The sequence below is a fragment of the Novosphingobium subterraneum genome, assembly GCF_000807925.1.
Classification (GTDB): domain Bacteria; phylum Pseudomonadota; class Alphaproteobacteria; order Sphingomonadales; family Sphingomonadaceae; genus Novosphingobium; species Novosphingobium subterraneum.
On record NZ_JRVC01000004.1, the window covers coordinates 199,268 to 224,135 of the forward strand.

Consider the following 24,868-nt stretch of genomic DNA (forward strand, 5'->3'; position numbering starts at 1 on the left):
GGGCGGCCACTGCATCGTCAAGGGACCGGCTCAAGACCGGTAATCCGCATTGATCGAAATGTAGCCGTGCGTCAGGTCGCAGGTCCAGACCGTGGCCGAGCCTTCGCCCAGGCCGAGATCGACCTCTATCGAAATCTCGCTGCCCTTGAGATGCGCGGCGACGGGCGCTTCGTCGTAATCGGCCAAGGGCTGACCGTCACGCGCTGCCCAAGTGCCGCCGAACCCGATCGAGAGGCGGTCGCGATCGGCTGGTTCGCCAGCCTTCCCCACGGCCATGACAACCCGGCCCCAGTTGGCGTCCTCGCCTGCGATGGCGGTCTTGACCAGCGGCGAGTTGGCGATGGCAAGCCCCACCTTGCGGGCGCTCTCGTCGGACACCGCGCCGGTAACGCTGACGGCGATGAATTTCTGCGCGCCTTCGCCATCCTTGACGACGAGGTGGGACAACTCGCGACATACCTGTTCAAGCGCGGCGGCGAAGGCATCGGCACCGGGGCTGTCGAAGCTGATCAGTTCGGCGTTTCCTGCCTTGCCGGTGGCGAAGGCGAGCACGGTGTCACTGGTCGAGGTGTCGCTGTCGACAGTGATGCATGAAAACGTCCTACGGTTTGCGGCCGAAAGGCACTCCTGCAGGAATGCCGGGCTGACGGCGGCATCGGTGAAGATATAGCCCAGCATCGTTGCCATATCGGGCGCGATCATGCCGCTGCCCTTGATGATTGCACTGAACGTCACACGGGTATCGCCGATCATCGCCGAAGCGGCCGCGCCCTTGGTGAAGGTGTCCGTGGTGCCGATGGTCCGGGCGGCGTCTTCCCATGAGCAGACTTCGGCCTGGAGTGCGGCTTCGATCCCCGCACGGGCCTTGTCCTTGGGCAGCGGCACGCCGATCACGCCGGTGGAGGAGACGAAGACCTGCTCCTTTTCGCAGCCGAGGTGTGCGGCGACTTGCGACATGATCTGCTCGACCGCCTCGCGGCCGCGATAGCCGGTGAAGGCGTTGGAGTTACCGGCGTTCACCACCAGCGCGCGGGCCTTGCCCTGCTGGACGTTCTGCCGACCGAGTTCCACTTCTGACGAGCAGCACACGTTGCGCGTGAAGACGCCCGCAACCGCCGTGCCCTCGACAAGTTCGACATAGGTGAGGTCGCAGCGGCCCCAATCCTTGTACCCGGCGCGCGCGATGCGCGGGGTTGCGCCTGCAATGGCGGGCAGGGCGGGGAAGGGCGTTGCGAGCGGGGAAACGGCGTCAGACATGGCGATGCGCCTAGCGCGCAGGCGCTTCCGGTTCAAGTTATGCGCAGAACGCGGGTTTGTCGGCTTGTGCTTTGCAATGCACCTTGTAGCCTCAGTGGATGAATTCGATCCGATATCTTGCGGCCTGCGTGGCCTTTGTCGTTGTTCAGCAGAATGCATCGGCCGCGGAGCCACAATCCCCCAAGCCCATGGGAAACCCGGGCGAGTGGGTTACCACCCAAGATTATCCTTCCGAAGCCCTTCGGAACGAACAGGAGGGCACCGTCGCCTTTCGCATTCAGGTCGGAACGGACGGAGTTCCGTCCGGCTGTGACGTCACCATGAGCAGCGGAAGTGCATTGCTTGATAGTGCCACGTGCGACCTGATCCAGTCACGGGCGCGTTTCAGCCCTGCCATGGATGGGCAGGGAAGGGCCGTCGTCGGGACCTATTCGAATTCGGTACGCTGGACGATCCCGGATGATCTTGTCCCGGCCTCGATTTCACCCACAACGCAAGTGCTGGCGTTTGTCGTTGACGAGCAGGGCAACGTGACCAACTGCCGCCAATCCATCACTACGCCGTCAGGTACGAGGGAGTTGCCAGGCGCCGGACCGTGTCCCGGCGGGCCCCCGAAAATGGCTCCGTTCAAGGACAAATCTGGAAAGCCGGTAAAAAGGCAGGTGCAGGTCACCACGAAGATAGAGGTGTTTGACGTCGCGCCTTGAGAGCTTTCCATATGGACGAACCGCGACGGAATGCCTATCTGTTGCGGCAATGCGCATGCTTCTTGCCCTTTTGGCCCTGATTACGGGTCTTTCCCTGCCCGAGGCGGCGCTTGCCGTCTCGCGCACGGAAGTGGCCGAAGCAGGCATGGCGACAGGCGCTTCAACTTCTGTCGAGCAGCGCCAGCAGCGTTGCGCGGCCCGCGGTGGCGCGGTGCCGCAGAAGCGCACGAATGCCCGCCGCAAGACGGTGTGGCTGCCCGCTCCGGCACTGATCCGGCCTTGCGGCATTGAATTGACTGACCGCGCGCGCGAATAGCGCCACGGACAGCATACCCTTACCGGCACGACACTGTCCGACGCTGCGCGCCGATGATGCGCATGGCCAACTACATCACAGATCAACAGGAAAATCCGCCCATGTTCGGCTCTATCGCCAAGGCCTTGTTTGGCTCTTCCAACGATCGTTACGTCAAGTCGCTCGACAAGCTCGTTCGCCAGATCGCGGGTTATGAACCACACCTCCAGGCGCTTTCCGACGAGGAACTGGCTGCCCAGACGCCGAAGCTGCGCCAGATGCTGGCCGAGGGCAAGACGCTCGACGACATCATGCCCGAAGCGTTTGCCACAGTCCGCGAGGCTTCGGTCCGCACGCTCGGGATGCGTCACTTTGATGTGCAGATGATTGGCGGCATCGTGCTTCACCGCGGCGAAATCGCCGAGATGCGCACCGGCGAAGGCAAGACGCTGGTTGCGACACTGGCGGTCTATCTCAACGCGCTGGAAGGCAAGGGCGTCCACGTCGTCACCGTGAACGACTACCTCGCCCGCCGCGACGCCGAGACCATGGGCGTGCTCTACAGGTTCCTCGGGCTGACGGTTGGCGTGATCGTGCCGAACCTCAACGAGGAGCAGCGCCGCGAGGCTTACAATTCGGACATCACTTACGCGACGAACAACGAACTCGGGTTCGACTACCTGCGCGACAACATGAAGCACGAACGGTCGCAGATGGTGCACCGCCCGTTCAACTTCGCGATCGTCGACGAAGTGGACTCGATCCTGATCGACGAGGCGCGCACGCCGCTGATCATTTCCGGACCGACCGACGACAAGAGCGACCTTTACATCTCGGTTGACGCCATCGTGAAGCAGATCCAGCCCGATCTCTACGAGGCGGACGAGAAGACCAAGAACATCACGCTCACCGAAGATGGCGTCGAGTGGGTCGAACGCGCGTTCGAGGAAGCCGGGTTGCTGGTCGGTTCGAACCTCTATGACGTCGAGAACACGATGGTGGTCCACCATCTCGACCAGGCTCTCAAGGCCAACGTCATGTTCAAGCGAGACATCGACTATATCGTCAAGGACGACAAGGTCGTGATCATCGACGAGTTCACCGGCCGCATGATGGACGGCCGGCGCTGGTCGAACGGCCTGCACCAAGCGGTAGAAGCCAAGGAAGGCGTGCGGATCGAGCCCGAGAACCAGACGATGGCCTCGATCACGTTCCAGAACTACTTCCGCATGTACCCGAAGATTTCGGGCATGACCGGCACGGCTGCCACCGAAGCGCCGGAATTCTTCGACATCTACAAGATGAACGTCGTCTCGATCCCGACGAACGTGCCGGTGCAGCGCATCGACGAGGAAGACGAGTTCTACAAGAACACGCTCGACAAGTTCGCGGCCATCGCGAAGCTGATCCGCGACAAGTACGAGAACGGACAGCCGGTGCTGGTCGGCACCGTGTCGATCGAAAAGTCGGAGCTGCTTTCCGAATTCCTGACCAAGGAAGGCGTGAAGCACAACGTCCTGAACGCCCGCTTCCACGAGATGGAAGCGCACATCGTGGCGCAGGCGGGCCGCCTTGGCGCGGTGACCATTGCCACCAACATGGCGGGCCGCGGCACCGACATCCAGCTTGGCGGCAATGTCGAGTTCCGCATCGAGGACGAACTGCGCGATCTGCCCGAAGGCCCGGAGCGCGATGCCGGGATCGCCCGGATCAAGGCTGAAGTCGCCGAGGAAAAGGCCAAGGTGCTTGCCGCCGGCGGTCTGTGCGTGATCGGCACCGAACGCCACGAAAGCCGCCGCATCGACAACCAGCTGCGCGGTCGTTCGGGGCGTCAGGGTGACCCGGGCATGAGCAAGTTCTACCTCTGCCTCGAGGACGACCTGCTGCGTATCTTCGGCCCTGACACGCTCTTCGCCAAGATGATGAACAACAACCTTGCCGATGGCGAGGCGATCGGTTCGAAGTGGCTGTCGAAGGCTATTGAGACCGCGCAGAAGAAGGTCGAGGCGCGCAACTACGACATCCGCAAGCAGGTCGTCGAATACGACGACGTGATGAACGACCAGCGCAAGGTCATCTACGAGCAGCGCGCCGACATCATGGATGCCGAAGCCGTGGGCGATGTCGTGACCGACATGCGTCACGATACGGTAAACGCCATCGTCGGCGACGCCTGCCCTCCCGGCTCCTATCCCGAACAGTGGGATGTCGAAGGCCTCAAGGGCAGGGTGCGCGATGTTCTGGGCCTCGAGGTTCCGATCGAGGACTGGATGCAGGAAGAGGCGATCGAGCCGGATACCATCGAGGAGCGCATCCAGACGCTCGCCGACGAGCATATGGACCGCAAGATCGGCGAAATCGATCCGGTGGCCTGGCGCAGCCTCGAGAAGTCGATCCTGCTTGAGCGGCTTGATCATCACTGGAAGGAGCACCTCGCGACGCTCGACGCGCTTCGCCAGGTCGTGTTCCTGCGCGCTTACGCACAGAAGACGCCGATCAACGAGTACAAGCAGGAAGCGTTCGGCCTGTTCGAGAAGATGCTCGATGCCATCCGCGAGGATGTTACGCGCATTCTCACGACCAGCGAGATCCGCCTTCGCCCGTCCGAGGAATTCCAGCTGCCCGAACTGCCGGATTTCCTTACGAGCCACATCGATCCTTCCACGGGTGAGAACGACGCGGCTCCTCTGGCGCCGGCGCCAACCATGTTCGGCGCTCTGCCTCCGCAGGCTGGCGGCGGGCTGACCGTCGGTTCGTCGGCGGTGGATCCCTATGCGGGCCAAGGCATCAGCCGCAACGCGCCCTGCCCATGTGGATCGGGGCAGAAGTACAAGCACTGCCATGGCGTTGCCGCCTGACCACTGGTTTCAGGTTTGCCGAGGGCATCTCGGTCAAGCTGATTTGATTCAAGGGCTTGAAACAAATGTTATTGTGCAATCGCCGGTCCTCGGCGATTGCACGATCCGCATTTGTTGCTAAACATGAACGAGCGATAAACAGAACAGAACGGGCCGCGTCGAAGAGTTATCCGACGGGGGCACTTGCAGAATGACGTTCAGGGAGATGCGCAAGCGGAGCTTGCTGGCAAGCGGAGGCGTTCTTGCCTTTGCGGCGATGGCCTCCACGACAGTTCCGGCGCTCGCGCAATCGGCACCCGGTCAGGCTACCACTCCGCCATCGCGCGATGAACTTCGCGGCATCACAGGGCAGGCTCCTCAATCTGCGCCACGCCTTTCGGTCAGGAACGAGATCGAGCGCTCGCCCTGTCCGCTGGAAGACCCGCAGTATGCGGACATCAGGGTTACGCTGAGCGAAGTTACCTTCAACAACCTGAAGGAGATCGCACCGGACGAGCTTTCGGAGACGTGGAAGCCGCTTGCGGGAACGCCGCAGCCGATCTCTGTCCTGTGCCAGATCCGTGACGCTGCAGGAACCATGCTGCGCAACAGGGGCTACCTTGCTGCCGTTCAGGTGCCGACCCAGAAGATCGAGAACGGTCAGGTCCGGATGGAAGTGATCTATGCCCGGATCACCACCGTCCGAGCCCGCGGTGAGACTCAAGGGGCCGAGAAGAAACTGCAGCAATACCTTGGCGCCCTGACCGGCGAGGAAGTGTTCAATCAGCGCCGCGCCGAACGCTACCTTCTGCTGGCCCGCGATCTGCCGGGATACAATGTCCAACTGACGCTGAAGCCCGCAGGCACCGGAGCGGGCGATCTCGTGGCCGAGGTGAGCGTATTGCGCGAACCCTATGCTCTCGACCTGACGATCCAGAACCTTGCGTCTGAGGCTACCGGTCGATTCGGCGGACAGCTCCGCGGCCAGTTCTACGGGCTGACGGGAATGGGAGATGTCACGACGCTGTCCTACTATGCGACGTCCGATTTTTCGGAGCAGCATATCCTGCAGGGCAGCCATGAGTTCCGCCCCGGCTCACGTGGCCTCGTCGTCGGTGGCCAGTTCACCTATGCCTGGACCAAGCCCGATGTGGCGGGGCTTCCGGCCAATGTCTCGCTCGACGCGCGTACGCTCTACGCCAGCCTTCATGCCCGTTATCCGCTCCAGCGCTCGCTCGCTCAAAACATCTGGCTCAGCGGTGGCTTCGATCTGGTCAATCAGGACGTCAACCTGATCGTGCCACTCACGCAGGACAAGATCCGCGTGGCATGGGGGCGACTGGACATGGATGCCGTCGATACGTCCCACGCCCAGCCGAGATGGCGCCTCGCGTCTTCGTTCGAAGCGCGCCAGGGGCTCGCCATCCTTGACGCGACGCGGCCATGCGCAGGCGCTTCATGTGCCACGGCACTACCCGCCAGCCGTGCTGATGCCTCGCCAACCGCTACGGTCGTGCGCTGGCAGGGTGAATACGAGCGCGCGCTTGGCAAGGTGTCTTTTCTTCTCGCCCCTCGTGCCCAGTACGCCTTCAAGCCGCTGTTCGCGTTCGAGGAATTCTCGACCGGCAACTTCACGATCGGTCGCGGGTTCGATCCGGGAGAGCTGATCGGCGATGATGCCGTGGGCGCCACGGCTGAATTCAGGGGACCGCGCCTTCCGATCGGGAGCAGCCGAGAAATCCGCGTTCAGCCGTTCGTGTTCGCAGACGCCGCGTGGGTCTGGAACAAGGGGCTTGCGGGATCCGACCGCCTGACGTCTGCAGGTGGCGGTTTCCGCTCCGACATTGGCTCCCGCTTCCGTCTGGAGGCGACGCTGGCTGTGCCCCTGGAAAAGGTCGGCCTCCAGGCCCGCCGTTCCAAGCCCCGCTTTCTCATGACTTTGACCACGCGATTGCTGCCGTGGAGGAACTTCTGATGCGCGCTCATGTAAAGGCCCCCCGCAAGCAACTGCTTTCGGCTTCCGGAATTGCGCTGGCGACGGCACTGGCGGCATCGGGTTCGGTTGCGCAGGCGCAATCGTTCCAGGCTACGCCGACATCGACGTTCGGCTCTGTCTCGATCAACACCGGTTCGGGCACGACGGATGTTGTCGTCTCCAGTCCGAGCGCGGTGATCAACTGGACGCCGACAGATACCGCAGCAACGGGCGGACCAATCATATTCCAGTCGGCCGGCACGACGGCTACGTTCACCAATAACCCTGCATCGAACGGCGACTTTGCGGTGCTCAACCGCATCATCCCTTCGGGATCGACACGTGCAATCCAGTTTGATGGGACGGTCGTTTCTCGTCTGCAATCAGCTGCGGGCGGCTCTGCTCCGGGCGGGACTGTCTTCTTCTACAGCCCTGGCGGCATCCTCATTGGTGCATCGTCGGTCTTCGATGTCGGCAATCTGGTTCTCACCACATCGGATCTCAATTACAGCACGACCGACGGCAGCTTCGACACCAGCGGCGCCTATGTCTTTCAGCCAGTCAGCGTGGCTGGCTCGCAGATCGTGGTCAGCGCAGGCGCTCAACTCGGCGCGACGACGGACGGCTCCTACATCGCCATGGTTGCGCCGGCGGTTACCAACAACGGCACCATCACTGTCAACGGTTCCGCCGCGCTCGTTGCTGCCGATGCTGCCACAATCACCTTTTCTCCCAACGGCCTGTTCGACATTCAGGTCGATTCCGGAACAAGCGCAACCGGCACAGTTGCGAGCAACAACGGTACGATAACCGGCCCAGCGGCGTCCAACCCGGACTTCTTCCATCGCATCTACATGGTTGCCGTCCCCAAGAACGACGCGATCACCATGGCCATCGGGGCCGGCAGTTCGCTGGGATTCGACATCGCAGGCGCGGCGGATGTCATTGGCAACACCGTCGTGCTGTCAGCCGGTAACGACGTGGCAGGCGGAAGCGCGCAGAGCTTCGCCTCCAGCGGGGGCGGAACCGGGCTCGCAAACATTTCGGGTGGCGATGCCGACTTCACGTCGAACCTGGAGGCCCGGCTGACTGGACAGTTTCAGCTTGGCTCGGGGAGCAGCGCAGGTCTGGATTTCGCGTCCAACGTCTTTGCGAGCTCGACCGGTGGTGACGTCAGCGTCTTTGCGAATGCCGGTGGGCAGGTTTCCTTCGGCGCCAACGTCGAATTCCATGCTGATAGAAGTGGGTCGAGTGCTTCGGTCCTTGCTGTTGGCGGCAGCGCGCATCTTTATGCGACTGATGGCGGCACGATCGATGTCACGGGCGATGTGCACCTCAGCGCCAATGGCTTTGGCGCTCCAGCGATTTCGCCCGATACCAACGCCGGAGACGCGCAGGGCGGCTTTGCCAAGATCCAGTCGAACAATGGCGGCCAGATCGACATTACCGGTAACGTCCAGCTTGATGCGATTGGCTTTGGCGGCCAGGCGCAGAGCGTGGGCACCGGCGCCGGAACCGGGACAGGCGGCACCGCGTGGATCCTTTCGACCGGTACGGGTGGTTCGCAGGTCAACATTCAGGGTACTGCACTCCTTGATGCCACGGGGCGAGGATATGACGGTGCCGGCTGTGTCACGTGCGCGCTTGACGGTGGTAGTGCGCAGGGGGGGCTTGCCGCAATTCGCGCCAACGGTGACTCCACCATAGCCATCGGCGCTGCTTCGGCACTGTCAGCCCGTGCGCAGGCGGGCAGTTCGGCAAGTGGCGCGGGCGGCAATGCCACGGGGGGGCTGATCAGCGTCTACGCGCTCGATACCGCCTCTCTGTCACTGCAGGCTCTCGATGGTTTTGCAGATGCAATCGGTGGAGATGGTGCAACTGTCGGTGGCTCAGCGCTTGGCGGCAATGTTTCGGTCTACACCATCGCCACCAGCGGCTCCGGATTGGTCATTAATGGACTGGCGCGTTTCGACGCTTCGGCCTTCGGGAGCAATGGTTTCGGATCGGTTGGATCATCAGGCAGTGCAAGCGGCGGTTCGGTCAATCTCTTTGCAAACACGACCAGTATAACGATCACTGGCGCCCTTGACGTAACAGCGAACGCCTCGGGCGCCTCTGGCACCGGTCTGACCACGCCGGCAACAGGCGGGTTCGTAACTGCCGAAGCGCGCAACGGGGCGACCCTTTCAGCTTCATCGGGCATTTCACTGACCGCAAATGCAACCGGCGCCGTCGCGGGTGATACGGCTGATGCGGGCGACGCGACTGGCGGCACCGTCGATGTCTTCGCCAACGGCGGCACCATCCAGACCACCGACTTGTTCATGTCTGCCAACGGCAGTGGTGGCGCTCAGTTCGGCAGCGGTGCCTCCGGGGACGGAACGGGTGGGCTCGCGCGGCTGCGAGTATCGACCGGAGGATCACTGGCGGCGAGCGGAGATATCGCCGTCGCGGCAACCGGACGCGGCGGGGATGCGTCTGACGGTACCGGCGCGGGAGGCACAGGCACAGGCGGCACCGCGCGGATAGCCATGACTGGCGGACAATTATCGGCCGGCGGTTCGTTTTCCTTTGTCGCAGAAGGTTATGGCGGCCCGGGGATGATCGCCGGTTTCGGCCAGGGTGGTCTGGTCGATATTGGTATCGCTGACGCTACGTTCGCGACCAGCGGCATCTCCTATATCGGCGCGATCGGTTCAGGCGGTGACGTGTTTGGCTTTGCGTCCGGCGGCAGCGCTGGCGGCGCGACAGGCGGGGCGATTACGTTCAATGCCAACCGCAGCGCGGTTCACCTCAGCCAGACTGGCAGCGTCACCTTCGAGGCGACCGGTTACGCCGGTAGCGGTCGGTCCAGCGCAGATGGGCAAGGCGGAACGATTACGTTCACAGCCGGGAGTTCGACCGTCGATTCCTTCGACGGCCTGAACCTTTTTTCCGAAGGAGTAGGTAGTGATGGCCAGTCCGGAGGAAATGGCGGCACCGGACGCGGCGGCACCATTTCTCTGAATGCCAACGCCAGTCTGACCGCGCCCACGCTTATCACCGCGCCTACAGTCTCGATCAGCACGACTGGCCGTGGCGGAACGGGCGGGACGGGTGAACCCATAGGAGAAGTCGGCGGCGACGGCGGCCTCGGGCAGGGCGGCACGATCAATCTGAATGCGGCTGTCGACGGTGGCTTGATCAGCACTGGTCAACTCAACGCAAATGCGTCCGGCGTTGGCGGCAGCGGCGCTCTGGGAACGATGAACTCTCCCACCGGTGACCGCGGTGGAAACGGCGGGGCCGCGCTTGGCGGACAGATCAATCTCAATTCTTTCGCGGCGTCAGGCGGCAGCGGAGCAGGCGGATACGAACTCGGTTTCGTCATCATCAACGCGGGTGCGCTTGGCGGCGCAGGCGGAGACGGAGGCGAAGGTCCGACGCCCGGCGCTGGCGGAAATGGCGGCTCGGCGACAGGGGGGACGATCAACCTGCTGTTCGACCGTGGCGGCAGTCTCCTCTCCTCCATTGACGGGTTCAATGCGCTTGCCGATGCCACCGGCGGCAACAGCGGAACTTGCGGCGTTACATGCAGCGCGGCTGGTGGAACGGCTGTGGGCGGCTCCATCAATCTGGGTTCGAACGGCGCGACCACCGGGAACGAGGTATCGTTCACCGCAGGCCTCAATCTTTCGGCATTCGGCAGCGGCGGCGGATCGTACGGTGCGGCAGGCGGCAATGGCACGGGTGGCAACATCGCCGTGCGGCTCGGATCGGGCCTGTCCTTCGCTGCCGACGATGTGACGATTTCGGCGACAGGCGAAGGTGGCGATCAGTTTACGTCGCTCAGCGGTGGCAACGGCGCGGGTGGTAACGCATCCTTCACCGCGTCGGGGACAAGCACCGCGGGCATCTCTGGCACATTGGCCATCTACTCGGACGGCACGGGTGGCGCTGGCCGCGATGTCGGGGCCAACGGTGGTAACGGAACCGGCGGTACAAGCCGTCTTTACAGCGACGGTGGAAGTATCACCATCGACGGCGGCGCCACCATCGAAGCGAGCGGCTTTGGTGGTGCCGGATACCTCAACGGACCGAGCGGCCTCGGCGGCGCGGGTGCCGGGGGCACCGCATTGCTGACGGTCGGCACGCCTGATGACCTTGGCAACAACGGTAGCATCGACATCGGCGGGTTCACGTTCGTGACTTCCGAAGGCACTGGCGGCGACAGTTTTGCCGGCGGCGTCGGTACCGGCGGGTTCGTCGGAATTTCGGCCAGGCAGGGAACGCTCGTCCTCGGCCAGACATTCGCAACCGCTGACGGGTTTGGCGGCTTCGGCCAGTTCGGCGGCGCAGGCGGCACTGCGCAAGGTGGCGAGGTCGAGGTGTTCGCCAACAGCGCGCTCGAAGGCGCGAGTTCTGTAACCATCAGCAATCTTGTTGCCGATTCATCGGCATTTGGAGGCTTTGGCGGATTGGCCTCGTCTCCCACCGGCACTGGCGGCGCGGGTGGTGATGCTACTGGCGGAACGGCCTTGATCTTTGGCACTGCAGGCAATGGCCAGTTGCAGATCAATTCCGTCAACGTCTCTGCCGGTGGCTTCGGCGGCGGCGGGGGTGACGGATTGAACGGCGGAGCAGGTGGTGCTGGTGCCGGCGGTAGAGTCCAACTCGGAACCGCCAGCGGGCTCGCTACAGGCGCGATCAACTCCGGATCGGCCACCTTCGGGTCTGTGCTTACCAGCGCTTCGGGCGTCGGCGGGGATGGCGGTGCAGGCGATCTGTCCTTCGGAACGGGCGGCAGTGGTGCCCTTGGGGCGGCAGGTGGATCGACATTGCTCGTTCGCGGCAGCCAGGTAACCATCACAGGCAGCGGCAGTTTCAACGCCCATGGGACAGGCGGCAATGGGGGTGACGGCGCAACTGCAGGTTCCAGCGGCAATGCGACTGTAGGCACTAATGTCGCGACCGACCGGGTTTCTGGTGCGGCCCTGGTGGTTACCCACCGGTTCCAGCAGCCGGGCCAACTTGGCAGCCTGACCGCAGGCGATCTCAGCTTCAGCGCGATTGCGGTCGGAGGCACGGGGGCGACCTCTGGAACCGGCACCATCATCGGCGATGCCATCGACATGGAGATGAATGGCGGCAGCTTGACTGGTACGAATGCTTCGTTCGTCGCGATCGCCGATAACGTGGCTGCAGGCGCTCTTGCGGACTACGTTTCGTTGACCAACTCCACCGCGGACCTATCGGGCAGCCTGTTCCTCTCGACGCCCAATGCATTCTCGATCCTGCTCGATCAGTCCACGCTGACAGCCGCAAATGTGGCAATCGACGCGGGCAACTGGGTTCTTCCGGGCACGGCTCCGGCAAGCGTCGGGACTTTGACTGGCACCAATTCGCTGAGCCTCTCTTCGGGCCAGGATATTGTCGGCTATGCCAACCTGTCGACGCAGGGCTCGCTAACGCTGCAGGCACTGGGGCGGATCGATCTGGGTGCTCTCTTCGCCGTAGGCGCAATCGACGTGACGGCGGGAGGGGCCATAAGCTTTGGCGACCTGACATCCAGCGATTCCATAGATCTCGAGACGCTGGGCGTCACCGTGACCGGCAACATGACAGCAGCGACATCTGTCACCGTGCAGTCGGCCGGCAGCGTGACGACCGGCAATATCTCGGCCGGAACGGGCACGCCGAACAGCAGCAACGGCGATCTCTATTCGGTCGGGATCACGTCTGGCGGCAGCGTCCAGACAGGTTCCATCTTTGCAGCTTCGGACGCTGGAATCAGTGCCGTTGGCAGCGTGACGACGGGCTTCGTGCGAGCCTATGACACCCTGCTTCTGGCCGGAACTGGCGTCACCATCGACAGTCTTTCGATCGTCAATCGCACCCTCATTGCCAACGCTTCGATGGCCGCGCTGGGCCAGACGGCCAATGGCTTCGACAAGGAACTGGTATTTGCAACAGCGCCCGTCGCAGTAGGCGGAGCGGTCCGGATCACAAACTCGTCCGGCTCCGGCAGCCTCACAGCAGGCGCGGGAGGCGATCTGACAACCGGCAACCTGTCGGTTTCCAACTCATTGAGACTTTCCGCGGGCGGAAGCCTGACTGTCGGGCAAGTCTCGGCGGGCTCGGGCACGCCAACCGCCAGCGGAGCGGGGCTGATCTCGATCGCGGCCGATGGCAATGTCAGCACTGGCAACCTGACCTCGAGCGGAGACGTCCGCGTTGCGTCCGGTGGCGGTCTCGGCACTGGTACCGTTGTCGGGTATGACGTACTGCTCGGCTCGGTTGGTGACCTCTCCATAACCGGTCTCAATGTCATCAACCGCGCGCTCGTCGCCAACAGTTCGATGCAGGCTTCGGGGCAAACCGCCAACGGGTTTGACAAGGAGCTCGTGTTCGGTGCGACGCCGGTGGCGCTGACCGGGGCGGTGACGATCTCCAACAATTCAAGCGTCGGTTCATTGCGGATCGCCGCCGGGACCGGGGTGACCACGGGCAACGTGTTTTCTGGCGGCCGGATAGGGATAACGGCCAACGGTCCATTGACCTTCTCGAGCCTTCAGGCGCAGAACGATCGCATCGAGATTATCTCGCGCAATCAGTCGATTACCGCAGCCTCACTCGTTTCGGGAAGCGACATCCTGGCAAGTGGCGCCACGGCGCTTAATCTCGGGACGGTGCGAGGCCGGGATGTGGTGCTGCTTTCAGGGGGAACCGCATCCGTCCAGACCGCTCTGGCAGGGGCCGTGTTCAGCGCGACGGGCCAACTGACGAATGCCACAGGCCGCTTGTTGATTGCGGGCAGTTCCATGCTGCCGACCACCGCGCAGCCCGGAAGTATCAACTACCCGGCAATCTTTGCGGCGACCCCGGCAGCTACCGGCAGCAATGTCACCATCGGCAATGTAGCGATTGCCGGGCGGATCGCAGTAGCCACGGAGGGCGACTTCTCCGGCGCAGGGATGCGGTCCTTCAACGACATCAAGATCGAGGCCGCCGGAACAGCGACGGTGGCACGGCGCTGGTTGGCCACGCAGGTCCGGATCGTGTCCGGCGACATTTCGATTATCGACAACGGTAACGCGACCCTTCCGACCGGCCAGACAATCCTTTCGGGTATCCAGACGGCGGAGACGGGCTTTGTCGACCTGATCTCCAATTCGACCAGGACCGCGCTGATCGGGGATGGGCTAGCCGCAAATGGCGGATACGCACTGAGCAATGCCGAGATCGGCCTCGTCTCGACCGGCGAGTTGGTCATCGCTGCGGTGGATCGCTCTGCCAACGCAACGGACATGTTGATTGGTGACGTTTCGCTGGTGGCGGGGGGAGCCATCGGATCGACCAATGTGGCGGGCACCACCGGCAGAGTCATCTTTGCCTCGGGCGAACTGCAGACGGAGATACCGGGCGGCGCAATCCGTGTTGTCGGCGCGATTACCGGGACCGGCTTTGCTCAGTCCAACGTTCTCGAATTCACGACGGGCCGTTTCGAGCTGGATGCCGCGACAGGATCGATCAATCTTACTTCGGCCAGCCAACTGGGGAGCACTGCCCCCCTCGGTGGCGTTCTGGAGATCAATGCGGACCATATCCATGTAGCGTCGAGCAGCATTCTCGAAAAACTTGCGGCAGATCCATTCTACGAAGGCAGGATCGCCGAACTGAATGCGCCGGCATCTGTCCAGCGACCGGAAGGGGTGCTTCGCAGCCTGGGGCTGGACCTTTATCCGACAGGCACGCTCTATATCCAGAACACCGGCACGACGCTCAATCCGGCTGGCTTCCTTGCAGATGCCGACCTGACCGATGTGACCGCGCCGACCAACTCGGCGGCAGGATCAATTTCCATTGTCGTCAATGGCGCTTTCCAGACCCCTGACGGGATCGTTACCGGAGCGGCGGCACACGGCCTTGTGGTCAATTCGCCGGACGCCGATTTCACGCCCTTCACGGCTGACAGCCAGATCAACGGCTGCCTGTTCTCCGTGGCGTCATGCGCTTCTGCCATGGAGGGCCCCGATACCATCGGGTCTATTTCGGGCCAGATTGAAATTATCTCCAACGAAACGCTGGGAAGCACGCCGGCGTTTGTCGAAGAACCGTCTGGGCCGACCTCTGACGAGAATAGCGATGATCCTGCACAGGAAGAGCAGCAGCAGGAGGAGCGGGCTACCGAAGGGGAGGATGCAGCCTCCAGCCCAATCGCTCCGCCACCGCAGCTGATCGACAGCAAGCCTCTCGATCCCGTGGGGCAAATCGAGCAACCGGTGGCCGGCAGTGGCAATCCGGCCCTGATCGGGTCGGTCGTGAACGAGGACAGCGCGGAAGGAGACGCCCAGTGAACGCGCGCATAAAGACAATTCGCAGCAGCGCCATGATGGCGGCACTCCTGGCATCGGCGGCAACGCCGTTGCAGGCGGCCGAAGGGCAGCAGCCTCTGTCGATCCGCAACTCGTTCCGTGTTGGCAGTTCGGGTGTGACCTGCACCGCGCAGAATGCTCCGCTGGACAAGCGGCTGGGCGGTATCTTCGATCGTGGTTACCGGGTCAGTTGTCGAGACGCCGCCGGGGCAGTGGGCAGTCTGATTGCCGTGAGGCGGGACATCTCCATGGGCAACGAGCCCACCGGCCTTCCCGGCGTGACTTTGGCTTGCGGGGGCGAAGGCAGCGTCGCGATCGAAACGCTGGGCCGGGTTAGCGCAGTGAACTGCCGCGACCAGAACGCCAATGTCGAATACAAACGCTATGCGGTGAAGCGCGGCGGGACCACCTACTTTGTTGAAGGGCTTGCAGGCTATGATCCGGCGCTGCGACTGGCTCTCGCGAGCGTTGTCAGCGACAGTCCGGTGCCGGGCGAAATCCGCGTGGCGACGACCGAGGTCAGCGATCCTGCCGCCTTCGCGCGCGTGCAGGCGGGGCAACTGGATCGCCTCGGTGCGCGGGACGAAGGGTATTTGCGCAACAATGGCGGCCGCTTTGCCGAATCCTCGGAGTTTTTCGAGGCGTTGGCCAGTCGTGATCGCTCGACCGGTGGGGCAGGACTTGCAGAAGCCCTGGCCAATCAGGGCCTGCAGCAATCCAATCTCGGCAACTTCACGGCAGCCGACCGCCTGCTTTCACAAGCAGCCGGAGCGCTTTCGCGGGGGGACGGCGTGACGCAGCGCCTGATCCGTAACTATCGTGCAATTAACCGGCTCAACCAGCGCAAGGCTGCGGCTGCGCTGAAGGAACTGGCAACGCCCGTGAGCGCCGTCGGGGACGTCTATGACCGGCCCAGCCTTGCGGCTGGGGTGATCAATGCGCCGCTAGCCGAACAGATCAACCGCGAGAGTTCGTCGCTCAAGCGGCTGGGGGCGGTCGATCCCGGGCTTACGGACCTTGAGCGCGCAGAGATCCTCGATGCGCAAGCCGATGCTCTGAAGGCAACGGCGGCGCGCGTTCAAGGCAGGCTGGATGAAGCAGTGTCAGGATTTGAAGGCGCCAGCCGGAGGCTCGAAGCGGTAAGGGGCGGGCGCGTTGCCTCCGCTGGCTGGCTGCGTGCAGAAATCCAGATAGAGCTGGCATTGCTGGCCGAAGCGCAGGGCCGCAAGGCTGACAGCGGTGCGGCTTTCGACCGGGCAATTGCCCTGATCGGCGCATCCTTCCCGCAGTCACCGGCCTTGCTGGCCACGCAGGCCCGCAAAGCGGCGTGGCTTGGCCGCAGCGGCGACGAGGCCGGAGCCCTGGCGCTTTATGGAAAAGTCGTAGAGGAAAGCCTGTCGGTCCCCGATGCCGGGACGACATTGCGCGATCTGCTCGGACCCTATTTCGGGTTGCTGGCCAAGAGCAACGGACCAGATGCAGCCAAGGCAACGTTTGTGGCCTCGCAAGTGCTTCAGCGTCCGGGCGTTGCCCAGACGCAGGCAGTGTTGGCGCGCCAGATGTCAGAAGGCAATGACGAGGCAGCGGCGCTGTTCCGTCTGTCGCTGGTCCGCACCCGTGACATCGCCCGCACCGAGGCTCTGGTCGAACAGCTTTCAGCGGTTGCCATGCCTGACGAGAAGCAGAGAGCCGCGCTGGTTGCGGCGCAGGACAACCTGGCCTCATTGCGTCGCGACCAGACGGCTTTGGTAAGCAAGTTGGCGGCGTTTCCGCGCTATAACGTGCTGGCGCCGCGTGGCGTTGAGCTGGCTGAACTGCAGGCCGCACTCAAGCCGGGGGAATCCTATTACAAGCTGATGCTGGTGGGCGACCGCGCCTATGGTCTGTTTGCGACAAGTGGCGATGCGCGCGTCGTGGACCTTGGCCTGACGCCAGCGGCCTTGGCCAGGCAGGTTCAGGACATTCGTGATACGATCGTGAAGGTCGAGAATGGCCAGCAGGTCAACTATCCCTTCGACCTCGACAAGTCCCGCGCGCTCTACAAGGCCGTTTTCGGACAGGTTGAGGATTTGCTGCCCGGCACGCGTCATCTGATCTTCGAACCGGATGGCGCCATGCTGCAGCTTCCGCCAACGGTTCTGGTAGCCGGCGACAAGGGCATCGCGGAATACAAGAAGCGGATGGAGAGCCCGGACGGCGATCCCTTCGACTTCACCGGTGTCGAGTGGCTGGGCCGTGGGCGCGAGGTTTCGATTGCGGTGAGCCCGCGCGGATTCCTCGACATTCGCAAGCTTGCGGCATCGGGGGCACCACGCAATTACCTAGGGCTGGGGCATAATGCCAAGCCCACGCAACGGCCTATGGCGGCGGTGGCGGATGAATGCGATTGGCCGCTGGCCACTTGGCAGAATCCGATCTCTGCCGACGAGCTGCTCTTCGCGCAGAAGAAGCTCAGCCTGGGTGGTAGCGCGGTGAAGACCGATGCGCAGTTCAGCGACAGCGCCCTACTGAGCGAAAGTGACCTCGATCAGTATCGCGTGCTGCACTTTGCGACGCACGGCCTTGTCACGGCTCCGCGCGCGGATTGCCCGGCACGCCCCGCGCTGGTGACCAGTTTCGGGGACATGGGTTCTGATGGTCTGCTGAGCTTCCGCGAAATCTTCGACCTGAAGCTGAATGCAGACCTTGTGATCCTTTCAGCCTGCGATACGGCCGGGATGGCAACGGTGGCAGCCAGCCGGGAGGCGGGCGTCACCACCGGCGGCAATTATGCGCTCGACGGGCTGGTCCGCGCTTTCGTCGGCGCGGGTGCGCGTTCGGTGATTGCCAGCCACTGGCCGGTGCCGGACGACTTCGACGCCACCAAGCGTCTGATCGGCGGTGTCATCGATTCCAGGCCCGGGCAGGAACTCGCAAGTGCTCTGGAGGGGGCTCAGGAAAAGCTGATGGACGATCCCAATACGTCCCATCCTTTCTATTGGGCTGCATTCATCATCGTGGGCGACGGCGCAAAGCCGCTGGTAACCGGCAATGCACCGATGACGACGCAGGCTTCGCGATAAGCGCAGCTTTCGATGCTGGTACGTAAAGGCCCGCAGGTGATCCTGCGGGCTGAACTTTGCGGTTAACGGGCCGTCCTCAATCCTGTCGGGAACACAGGATCGGAGATGAGCAATGTGGCTTGAGAACAACGGCACGGCACGCCGCTCTCCCTACTCTGCAGGCGTTCCAGAGGGTCCGATCCCGGCGGCCTATCGCCGCGGCATCTTCAGGGCCAAGGTTAACGCCCACGAATTGACCGGTACGCACGCACAGATCGAATGTCTGGAGAATCTGAGCCCGGGCAGCATGGTATGGCTGACCTTCACGGGGCTCGAATCACGGGCGGCGATTGTCGAGGAAAGTGCAGCGTTCAGGATCAGGCTGCGGTTTGTCGAACCATTCCATCCCGCAGTGCTCGATGCCATCCTGCAGGGCAGGTTAGGCGTGTTTCACTGAGGCAAGGGCAAAGCCAGCCAACACCGGCGCAGCCGCTATGCCCTGAATGAAGGGCGGGGCATGATGCTGAATTGCTTGGAAGAAAGTGGCTCCCTGAGTAGGATTCGAACCTACGGCCGCTCGATTAACAGTCGAGAGCTCTACCGCTGAGCTATCAGGGAGCAGCCCCAGTTCCCCGGGGCAGGAGCGCGCTAATAACAGGCGATTCTCGTTTGGCAAGCACCTGTTTCGAGATTTTTGCTCAGACCATGAATTGCTCGGCGAAGATGCGGTCTTCGAGGCTCTGGCCGCGGTCGAACATCAGGGTAAGGCGGTGTTCGGGCCAGGCCTTCACACGCACTTCGCGGACATCGCGCACTTCCTTCTGATCGGCCACGACGAGAACCGGCCGCTTCACCGATTCGAGCGCCTTGAATACGATCTCGTAGGTGTCGGGCAGAATCGCGCCGCGCCACCTGCGGGGACGGAAGGGGCTGATCGGCGTCAGCGCCAGCATGTTCGAGGACAACGGCAGGATCGGGCCGTTGGCCGAGAGGTTGTAGGCGGTGGAGCCAGCAGGGGTAGCGACGAGGACGCCGTCGCAGGCCAGTTCGGGCATGCGCACCTTGCCGTTGACGCTGACCTCCAGCTTGGCGGTCTGGCGGGTTTCGCGCAGGATCGAGACTTCGTTGATCGCGCAGACCGAATGTTCTTCGTCCGAGTTGGTTATCGCAGTCATGCGCAGGGGCGAGACCGAGATCTGAGTGGCCTTGGCCAGTCGCTCCTCGATGCCACGGCTCGACCGGTACTTGTTCATCAGGAAGCCCACTGTGCCGAGATTGAGCCCGAAGGCCGGCACGACGTGGTCAATATCGAGCATGTGGTGCAGTGTCTGCAGCATGAAGCCGTCGCCGCCGATGACCACGGCCGCCTCTGCCTGATCGAGAGAAACCCAGTTCCTGCTCTTCAGAAGGCTCTCGTAAGCGTCCTGGGCGCGCTCGCTGGGCGAAGCTACAAGCGCTAGGCGAGTGAAGTCCGGCATCAGTATCAAAGCCCCCATCTGACGCGACTGCATCGTACCGGAGCGGGGATATGGGGCTAACTGAAGCCGCGCAATGCACAAAAGTACTGGAGCGGGGGCTTGCCGCGAACGGGGAACGCTTTGGCAAGGTTCCGCTGCTATTCGACGCATCATGCCTCACCGCCTGACCTTGCCGGATGCCGATGCTGGCCGGGATGCCCTCACTGGTTTGCCGGGACTGGCTGCGGCAAGATCGTGGCTGGCGCGGCATGAGCCGGACTTTGTCCATGCCATGCTTGTCGGTCTGCACCGCTTGAGTTCGGTCAACCTGGCTTACGGCCATGCGGGCGGAGATACTGCGCTGGCTGAAATAGGGCGACGTATCGCCGATTTTGCGGTCGACGAACTGGACCCTGGTTCCTTGGTGGCGCGCGTGGGCGGTGGCGAGTTCCTGATCGCCAGCGACGGCACTATCAGTCGTGAGCGCTGGCAGTGGCTGGCAGAAGCACTGACGCGCCGCATCTCTCGCGGTCTGCCGGTGCGGGGCGAGATGCTGCACCTGGTTCCACGAACGGCGCTGTTGCGCGGAATTCCGGGCGAGGCCGGGGCGGCAATGATCGACCGCTTGGATCAAGCGCTCGGCGCGGTACAGCAGCAAGCCGGACGCCGCATACTCTGGGCCGATGGCTCGCACCGGGCGCGAGGTCGGAGTGCGGCGCGGCTTGAAGCCGATCTGATCGGGGCCATGGCGCGGGACGAGATCGGACTCGTGTTCCAGCCACAGTATCGCGTGGCCGACGGCGTGCTGGTCGGCGTGGAAGCTCTCGCGCGCTGGGACCATCCCCAACTTGGCCGGATCGGCGCGGAGACGCTTTTCGCCATTGCCGAGCGTGGCGATCATGTAGCGCAGCTCTCACGGCATATCGCGGGCAAGGCACTGGCGGCGGCGGCGGGGTGGGGCAAGCTCGCGTTGTCCCTCAACGTGACAGCCGAGGATCTGGCAAGCGAAGCATTCGCTGCAGACTTTCGCGAGTTGTTGGTCGGAACCGGGTTCGTGCCGACGAGGCTTACGCTGGAAGTGACCGAACATGCGCTGGTGGCGGACTTTGCCCAATCAGCAGCGGCGCTGGCGGAGCTCGCTTCAGTGGGCGTGCGCGTGGCGCTCGACGATTTCGGGACGGGCTATGCCAACTTCCGCACGCTGAAGTCGCTGCCGCTCGATACGATCAAGCTCGACGCATCCATGGTCCGAGACGTCGACAGCGATCCGCGCGACAGGGCAATCCTGACGGCGATCGTCGCGATGGCGCGTGCGCTCGGGCTCAAGATCGTATGCGAAGGCGTCGAGCGCGAGAGCCAGCTTTCAGTACTGCAGCAAGAGGGCTGCGACACGTTCCAGGGTTTCCTGCGATCAGGACCGATCAGCGCGGCAGAGGTCTCCGCTTTGCTTTAGGCGACCCTTCTTCGCACGCTTCACGATTGCAGCCAGACCCTTCGTCATCTGGACCAGGCCGTTCAGGCGTCCTTCGGCCGTGCCCCAAGCCCGGGTGATGACCAGCTTGTTGTCGGGACGAAGCTTGGCAACGCCGTTGAGCCTCTCGACATAGCCGATGAGGCCGACGGGGTCCGGGAAGGTGTCCTTGTGGAAGCTGACCAGCGCTCCCTTGGGGCCGACGTCGATCTTCGCGATATTGGCGGCGATGGCCTGGCGCTTGACCTCGATCAGGCGCAGCAGGTTCTGCGTGGGCGCGGGCAGGGGGCCGAAGCGGTCGATCATCTCGGCGGCGAGGGCCTCTACAGCGTCCGGTCCTTCGGCGTCGTTCATGCGGCGGTACAGGGCCATGCGCACGGCAAGGTCGGGGACGTAGTCCTCGGGGATCATGATCGGCGCGTCGAGCGTGATCTGGGGGCTAAGTGCCTCGCGTTCGCGGGCGAGGCCGATGTCGCCGGCCTTGGCCGCAAGGATCGCATCCTCGAGCATCGACTGATAGAGTTCGAAGCCCACCTCCTTGATGTGGCCCGACTGCTCGTCGCCGAGGAGGTTGCCGGCGCCGCGAATGTCAAGGTCGTGGCTGGCAAGCTGGAAGCCGGCGCCGAGGCTGTCGAGATCGCCAAGAACCTTGAGGCGCTTTTCGGCGACTTCGGACAGCGCCATGTCCTCTGGCACGGTGAGATAGGCGTAGGCGCGGATCTTGCCGCGACCGACGCGTCCGCGCAGCTGGTAGAGCTGGGCCAGCCCGAAGCGGTCGGCGCGGTGGATGACAATGGTGTTGGCCGAGGGGATATCGATGCCGCTCTCGACGATCGTGGTCGATAGCAGAACTTCGTACTTCTTTTCGTAGAACGCGCCCATCCGGTCCTCGACCTCGGTCGGGCTCATCTGGCCGTGTGCTGTCACGAAGCGGACTTCGGGCACATTGAGGCGCAGCCATTCCTCGAGCTCGGGCATGTCGGCGATGCGCGGCACGACGATGAAGCTCTGCCCGCCGCGCTGGTGTTCGCGCAGCAAGGCCTCGCGCATGACCATATCGTCCCACGGCATGACATAGGTGCGCACGGCAAGGCGGTCCACCGGCGGGGTCTGGATCGTGGAAAGCTCACGCAGGCCCGACATGGCCATCTGCAGCGTGCGCGGAATCGGCGTGGCAGTGAGGGTGAGGACGTGAACGTCCGCCTTCAGTTCCTTGAGCTTTTCCTTGTGCGTGACGCCAAAGCGCTGTTCCTCGTCGACGATGACCAGGCCCAAGCGCTTGAACTCGACCGACTTGGACAGGAGCGCATGGGTGCCGATGACGATATCAACCTTGCCGCTGGCCAGCCCGGCCTTGGTTTCGGCAGCTTCCTTGGCGGGGACGAGGCGCGAGAGGCGACCGATTTCCAGCGGGAAGCCGTTGAAGCGTTCGACGAAATTCGAATAGTGCTGGCGCGCCAGCAGGGTCGTCGGCGCGATGACGGCCACCTGGACACCCTGCATGGCTGCGACGAACGCCGCGCGCAAGGCAACTTCGGTCTTGCCGAAGCCGACGTCGCCACAGACGAGGCGGTCCATCGGCTTGCCCTCGGCCATGTCGCCGAGGACGTCGTCGATCGCGCGTTCCTGATCCTCGGTTTCGTCCCATGGGAAGCGGTCGACAAAGGGGCCGTAGCTGGTGGGATCGACGGGGAGCACCGTGCCCTGTCGCAGGGCGCGCTGGGCCGCCGTGGCCATGAGGTGGCCGGCCATCTCCAGGATGCGTTCGCGCATCCGCGCCTTGCGGCGCTGCCATGCTTCGCCGCCAAGCTTGTCGAGCGCAACGCCATCAGCGTCTGAACCATAGCGCGACAGGACGTCGAGGTTTTCGACCGGGATGTAGAGCTTGTCGCCACCGGAATATTCCAGCTGAACGCAATCGTGCGGGCTGTCGCCGACGCCAATGGCTTCCAGGCCGAGGTAACGACCGATGCCGTGGTCCATGTGGACGACGAGATCGCCCGGCGTAAGCGCGGACAATTCAGCCAGGAAGGCGTCGGCGTCCTTGCGCTTCTTCTTGCGGCGGACAAGACGGTCGCCAAGGATGTCCTGCTCGGTCAGCAGTTCCAGATCGTCGCTGGCAAAGCCCTGTTCGAGCGGGAGGACGACGGCGGCGGGTTTTCCCGTCGCCGCAAGGCCCAGTGCCTCCTGCCAGGTTTCAGCCATCTGCGGTGTAAACTTGCCGGCTTCCGCCAGCAGCGAGGCGAGGCGTGAGCGCGAGCCGGCAGTATAGGCCGCGATGATCGGCTTCTTGCCGCGCGTGCCCAATGCCGAAATGTACTTGGCGGCCGCTTCGTAGATGTTGGTCCCACCGGAGGTTGCGGCAGCGCGCTCCGGCGTGAAATCGTGGCTCGAAGTGAAGCCGAAATCGACAACCTGCTTCGATTCCGGCTCGGCAAAGATGGTGGTGCGGTGCACCGGCCAACCGGCAAGCGCCCGGTCCAGTTCATCGCGCGAGAGATAGAGCGCGGTTTCGGCCAGTGGACGGTAGCTGCCCGGCGCCTTGGACGAGGAATCGAGGCGCGACTGGTGATAGTCGGCAATGTCGGCAATGCGTTGTTCGGCAGCCTTGATCGCAGTCGTGTCGATCAGGACAAGGTCATCCTCGGCCAGATGATCGAACAGCGTGACGAGCCGGTCTTCGAACAGCGGGAGCCAGTGCTCCATGCCGGCAAGGCGACGGCCATCGGTGATGGCCTGATAGAGCGGATCGCCGGTGGCGTTCGCGCCAAACAGTTCGCGGTAGCGGCTGCGAAAGTGCTTGATGCTGTCATCATCGAGCAGGGCTTCGCTGGCTGGCAGCAGGAGATGCGTTTCGACCGGCTGCACCGAGCGCTGCGTGTTCGGATCGAACAGGCGCAGGGTTTCAAGCTCGTCGCCGAAGAAGTCCAGCCGAAGGCCGTGGTCGAGGCCAGAAGGATAGATGTCGAACACCGATCCGCGCACCGCGTACTCGCCAGCGTCGACGACCGTGTCGGTGCGCGAATAGCCTTGGCGCTGGAGGAGTGCGATCAGGCTTTCGCGGCCGATCTCGGTGCCCGGCGAAAGCAGGCGGGTGGATTCGCGGATACGGAACGGCGTCAGGACGCGCTGGAGCGCGGCGTTGATCGTCGTGACGAGCAGTTGCGGTCCGCTGCGCTTGCGCTGCAGCCGCTGCAGTGCGGCGAGGCGGCGGGAACTGACCGATAGCGCCGGGGAGGCACGGTCAAACGGCAGGCAGTCCCACGCCGGAAAGTCGATGACTTCAAGGTCCGGCGCGAAGAATGCGGCGCTCTCGACGATGGCCCGCATTGCCGACTCGTCAGGCGCAATGAAGACGGCGCGACCTTTGGCGGCGCGGGCGAGATCGGCGAGAACAAGCGGCTGCGCGCCACGCGCGACGGATGAAAGCGTTAGCGGCGTCTTGGCCGAAAGGATGCGGGCGAGGTCGGACAT

General features: G+C 63.4%; 11 protein-coding genes and 1 tRNA gene. 8 read left to right on the forward strand and 4 right to left on the reverse strand.

The features are described 5' to 3' along the window. Positions 1-30: 30 nt before the first annotated feature. On the reverse strand, positions 31-1,257 hold the full coding sequence (gene argJ / locus NJ75_RS05640; RefSeq protein WP_039332246.1) for a bifunctional glutamate N-acetyltransferase/amino-acid acetyltransferase ArgJ: 1,227 nt from the start codon (positions 1,255-1,257) through the stop codon (positions 31-33). 98 nt (positions 1,258-1,355) lie between these two features. Here argJ and NJ75_RS05645 point away from each other — a divergent pair, with 98 nt between their 5' ends. The 7 genes from NJ75_RS05645 to NJ75_RS05675 all read left to right on the forward strand — a co-directional run bounded on the left by NJ75_RS05645 (position 1,356) and on the right by NJ75_RS05675 (position 18,923). Next, on the forward strand, positions 1,356-1,964 hold the full coding sequence (locus NJ75_RS05645) for an energy transducer TonB (RefSeq protein WP_052242060.1): 609 nt from the start codon (positions 1,356-1,358) through the stop codon (positions 1,962-1,964). A gap of 49 nt (positions 1,965-2,013) precedes the next feature. Further along, complete coding sequence (locus NJ75_RS05650; RefSeq protein ID WP_039332248.1) at positions 2,014-2,280, forward strand: hypothetical protein; 267 nt, start codon at positions 2,014-2,016, stop codon at positions 2,278-2,280. A gap of 101 nt (positions 2,281-2,381) precedes the next feature. Further along, positions 2,382-5,117, forward strand: a complete 2,736-nt coding sequence (gene secA / locus NJ75_RS05655; RefSeq protein ID WP_039332443.1) for a preprotein translocase subunit SecA — start codon at positions 2,382-2,384, stop codon at positions 5,115-5,117. A gap of 256 nt (positions 5,118-5,373) precedes the next feature. Continuing rightward, positions 5,374-7,071: a ShlB/FhaC/HecB family hemolysin secretion/activation protein gene (locus tag NJ75_RS05660; RefSeq protein ID WP_236727069.1), complete on the forward strand. Its 1,698-nt coding sequence runs from the start codon at positions 5,374-5,376 to the stop codon at positions 7,069-7,071. Further along, positions 7,071-15,407: a hypothetical protein gene (locus NJ75_RS05665; protein ID WP_156135715.1), complete on the forward strand. Its 8,337-nt coding sequence runs from the start codon at positions 7,071-7,073 to the stop codon at positions 15,405-15,407. Before NJ75_RS05660 ends, NJ75_RS05665 begins: the two co-directional genes overlap by 1 nt. Continuing rightward, the gene (locus NJ75_RS05670) at positions 15,404-18,487 is read left to right on the forward strand and encodes a CHAT domain-containing protein (protein ID WP_236727070.1); all 3,084 of its coding nucleotides are present in this window, start codon (positions 15,404-15,406) and stop codon (positions 18,485-18,487) included. The genes NJ75_RS05665 and NJ75_RS05670 overlap by 4 nt, the downstream gene beginning before the upstream one ends. A 112-nt stretch (positions 18,488-18,599) precedes the next feature. After that, positions 18,600-18,923, forward strand: coding sequence for a hypothetical protein (locus NJ75_RS05675; RefSeq protein ID WP_039332255.1), 324 nt, complete (start codon positions 18,600-18,602; stop codon positions 18,921-18,923). An 86-nt stretch (positions 18,924-19,009) separates the two neighbouring features. Here NJ75_RS05675 and NJ75_RS05680 read toward each other — a convergent pair. Then, positions 19,010-19,084: transfer RNA gene (locus NJ75_RS05680), tRNA-Asn, on the reverse strand. Between the two features lie 80 nt (positions 19,085-19,164). Then, on the reverse strand, positions 19,165-19,944 hold the full coding sequence (locus tag NJ75_RS05685) for an NAD kinase (RefSeq protein ID WP_156135716.1): 780 nt from the start codon (positions 19,942-19,944) through the stop codon (positions 19,165-19,167). A 151-nt stretch (positions 19,945-20,095) separates the two neighbouring features. Between NJ75_RS05685 and NJ75_RS05690 the strand changes: the two genes are divergently transcribed. Continuing rightward, positions 20,096-21,376 carry a bifunctional diguanylate cyclase/phosphodiesterase gene (locus NJ75_RS05690; protein ID WP_039332257.1) on the forward strand — a complete coding sequence of 427 codons (1,281 nt, stop codon included), beginning with the start codon at positions 20,096-20,098 and terminating at the stop codon, positions 21,374-21,376. Here the strand turns inward: NJ75_RS05690 and mfd are convergent. Continuing rightward, positions 21,335-24,868 (reverse strand): transcription-repair coupling factor, encoded by a 3,534-nt coding sequence (gene mfd / locus NJ75_RS05695; RefSeq protein WP_039332259.1) that lies wholly within the window; start codon positions 24,866-24,868, stop codon positions 21,335-21,337. The genes NJ75_RS05690 and mfd overlap by 42 nt on opposite strands.

Excerpts from the sequence above, each read along its gene's own strand:
- argJ (WP_039332246.1), bottom strand. The coding sequence starts at position 1,257 with ATGTCTGACGCCGTTTCCCCGCTCGCAACGCCCTTCCCCGCCCTGCCC.
- NJ75_RS05645 (WP_052242060.1), top strand. The coding sequence starts at position 1,356 with ATGAATTCGATCCGATATCTTGCGGCCTGCGTGGCCTTTGTCGTTGTT.
- NJ75_RS05665 (WP_156135715.1), top strand. The coding sequence starts at position 7,071 with ATGCGCGCTCATGTAAAGGCCCCCCGCAAGCAACTGCTTTCGGCTTCC.
- mfd (WP_039332259.1), bottom strand. The coding sequence starts at position 24,868 with ATGTCCGACCTCGCCCGCATCCTTTCGGCCAAGACGCCGCTAACGCTT.
- NJ75_RS05660 (WP_236727069.1), top strand. The coding sequence starts at position 5,374 with ATGGCCTCCACGACAGTTCCGGCGCTCGCGCAATCGGCACCCGGTCAG.
- secA (WP_039332443.1), top strand. The coding sequence starts at position 2,382 with ATGTTCGGCTCTATCGCCAAGGCCTTGTTTGGCTCTTCCAACGATCGT.
- NJ75_RS05675 (WP_039332255.1), top strand. The coding sequence starts at position 18,600 with ATGTGGCTTGAGAACAACGGCACGGCACGCCGCTCTCCCTACTCTGCA.
- NJ75_RS05685 (WP_156135716.1), bottom strand. The coding sequence starts at position 19,944 with ATGCCGGACTTCACTCGCCTAGCGCTTGTAGCTTCGCCCAGCGAGCGC.
- NJ75_RS05690 (WP_039332257.1), top strand. The coding sequence starts at position 20,096 with ATGCCTCACCGCCTGACCTTGCCGGATGCCGATGCTGGCCGGGATGCC.
- NJ75_RS05650 (WP_039332248.1), top strand. The coding sequence starts at position 2,014 with ATGCGCATGCTTCTTGCCCTTTTGGCCCTGATTACGGGTCTTTCCCTG.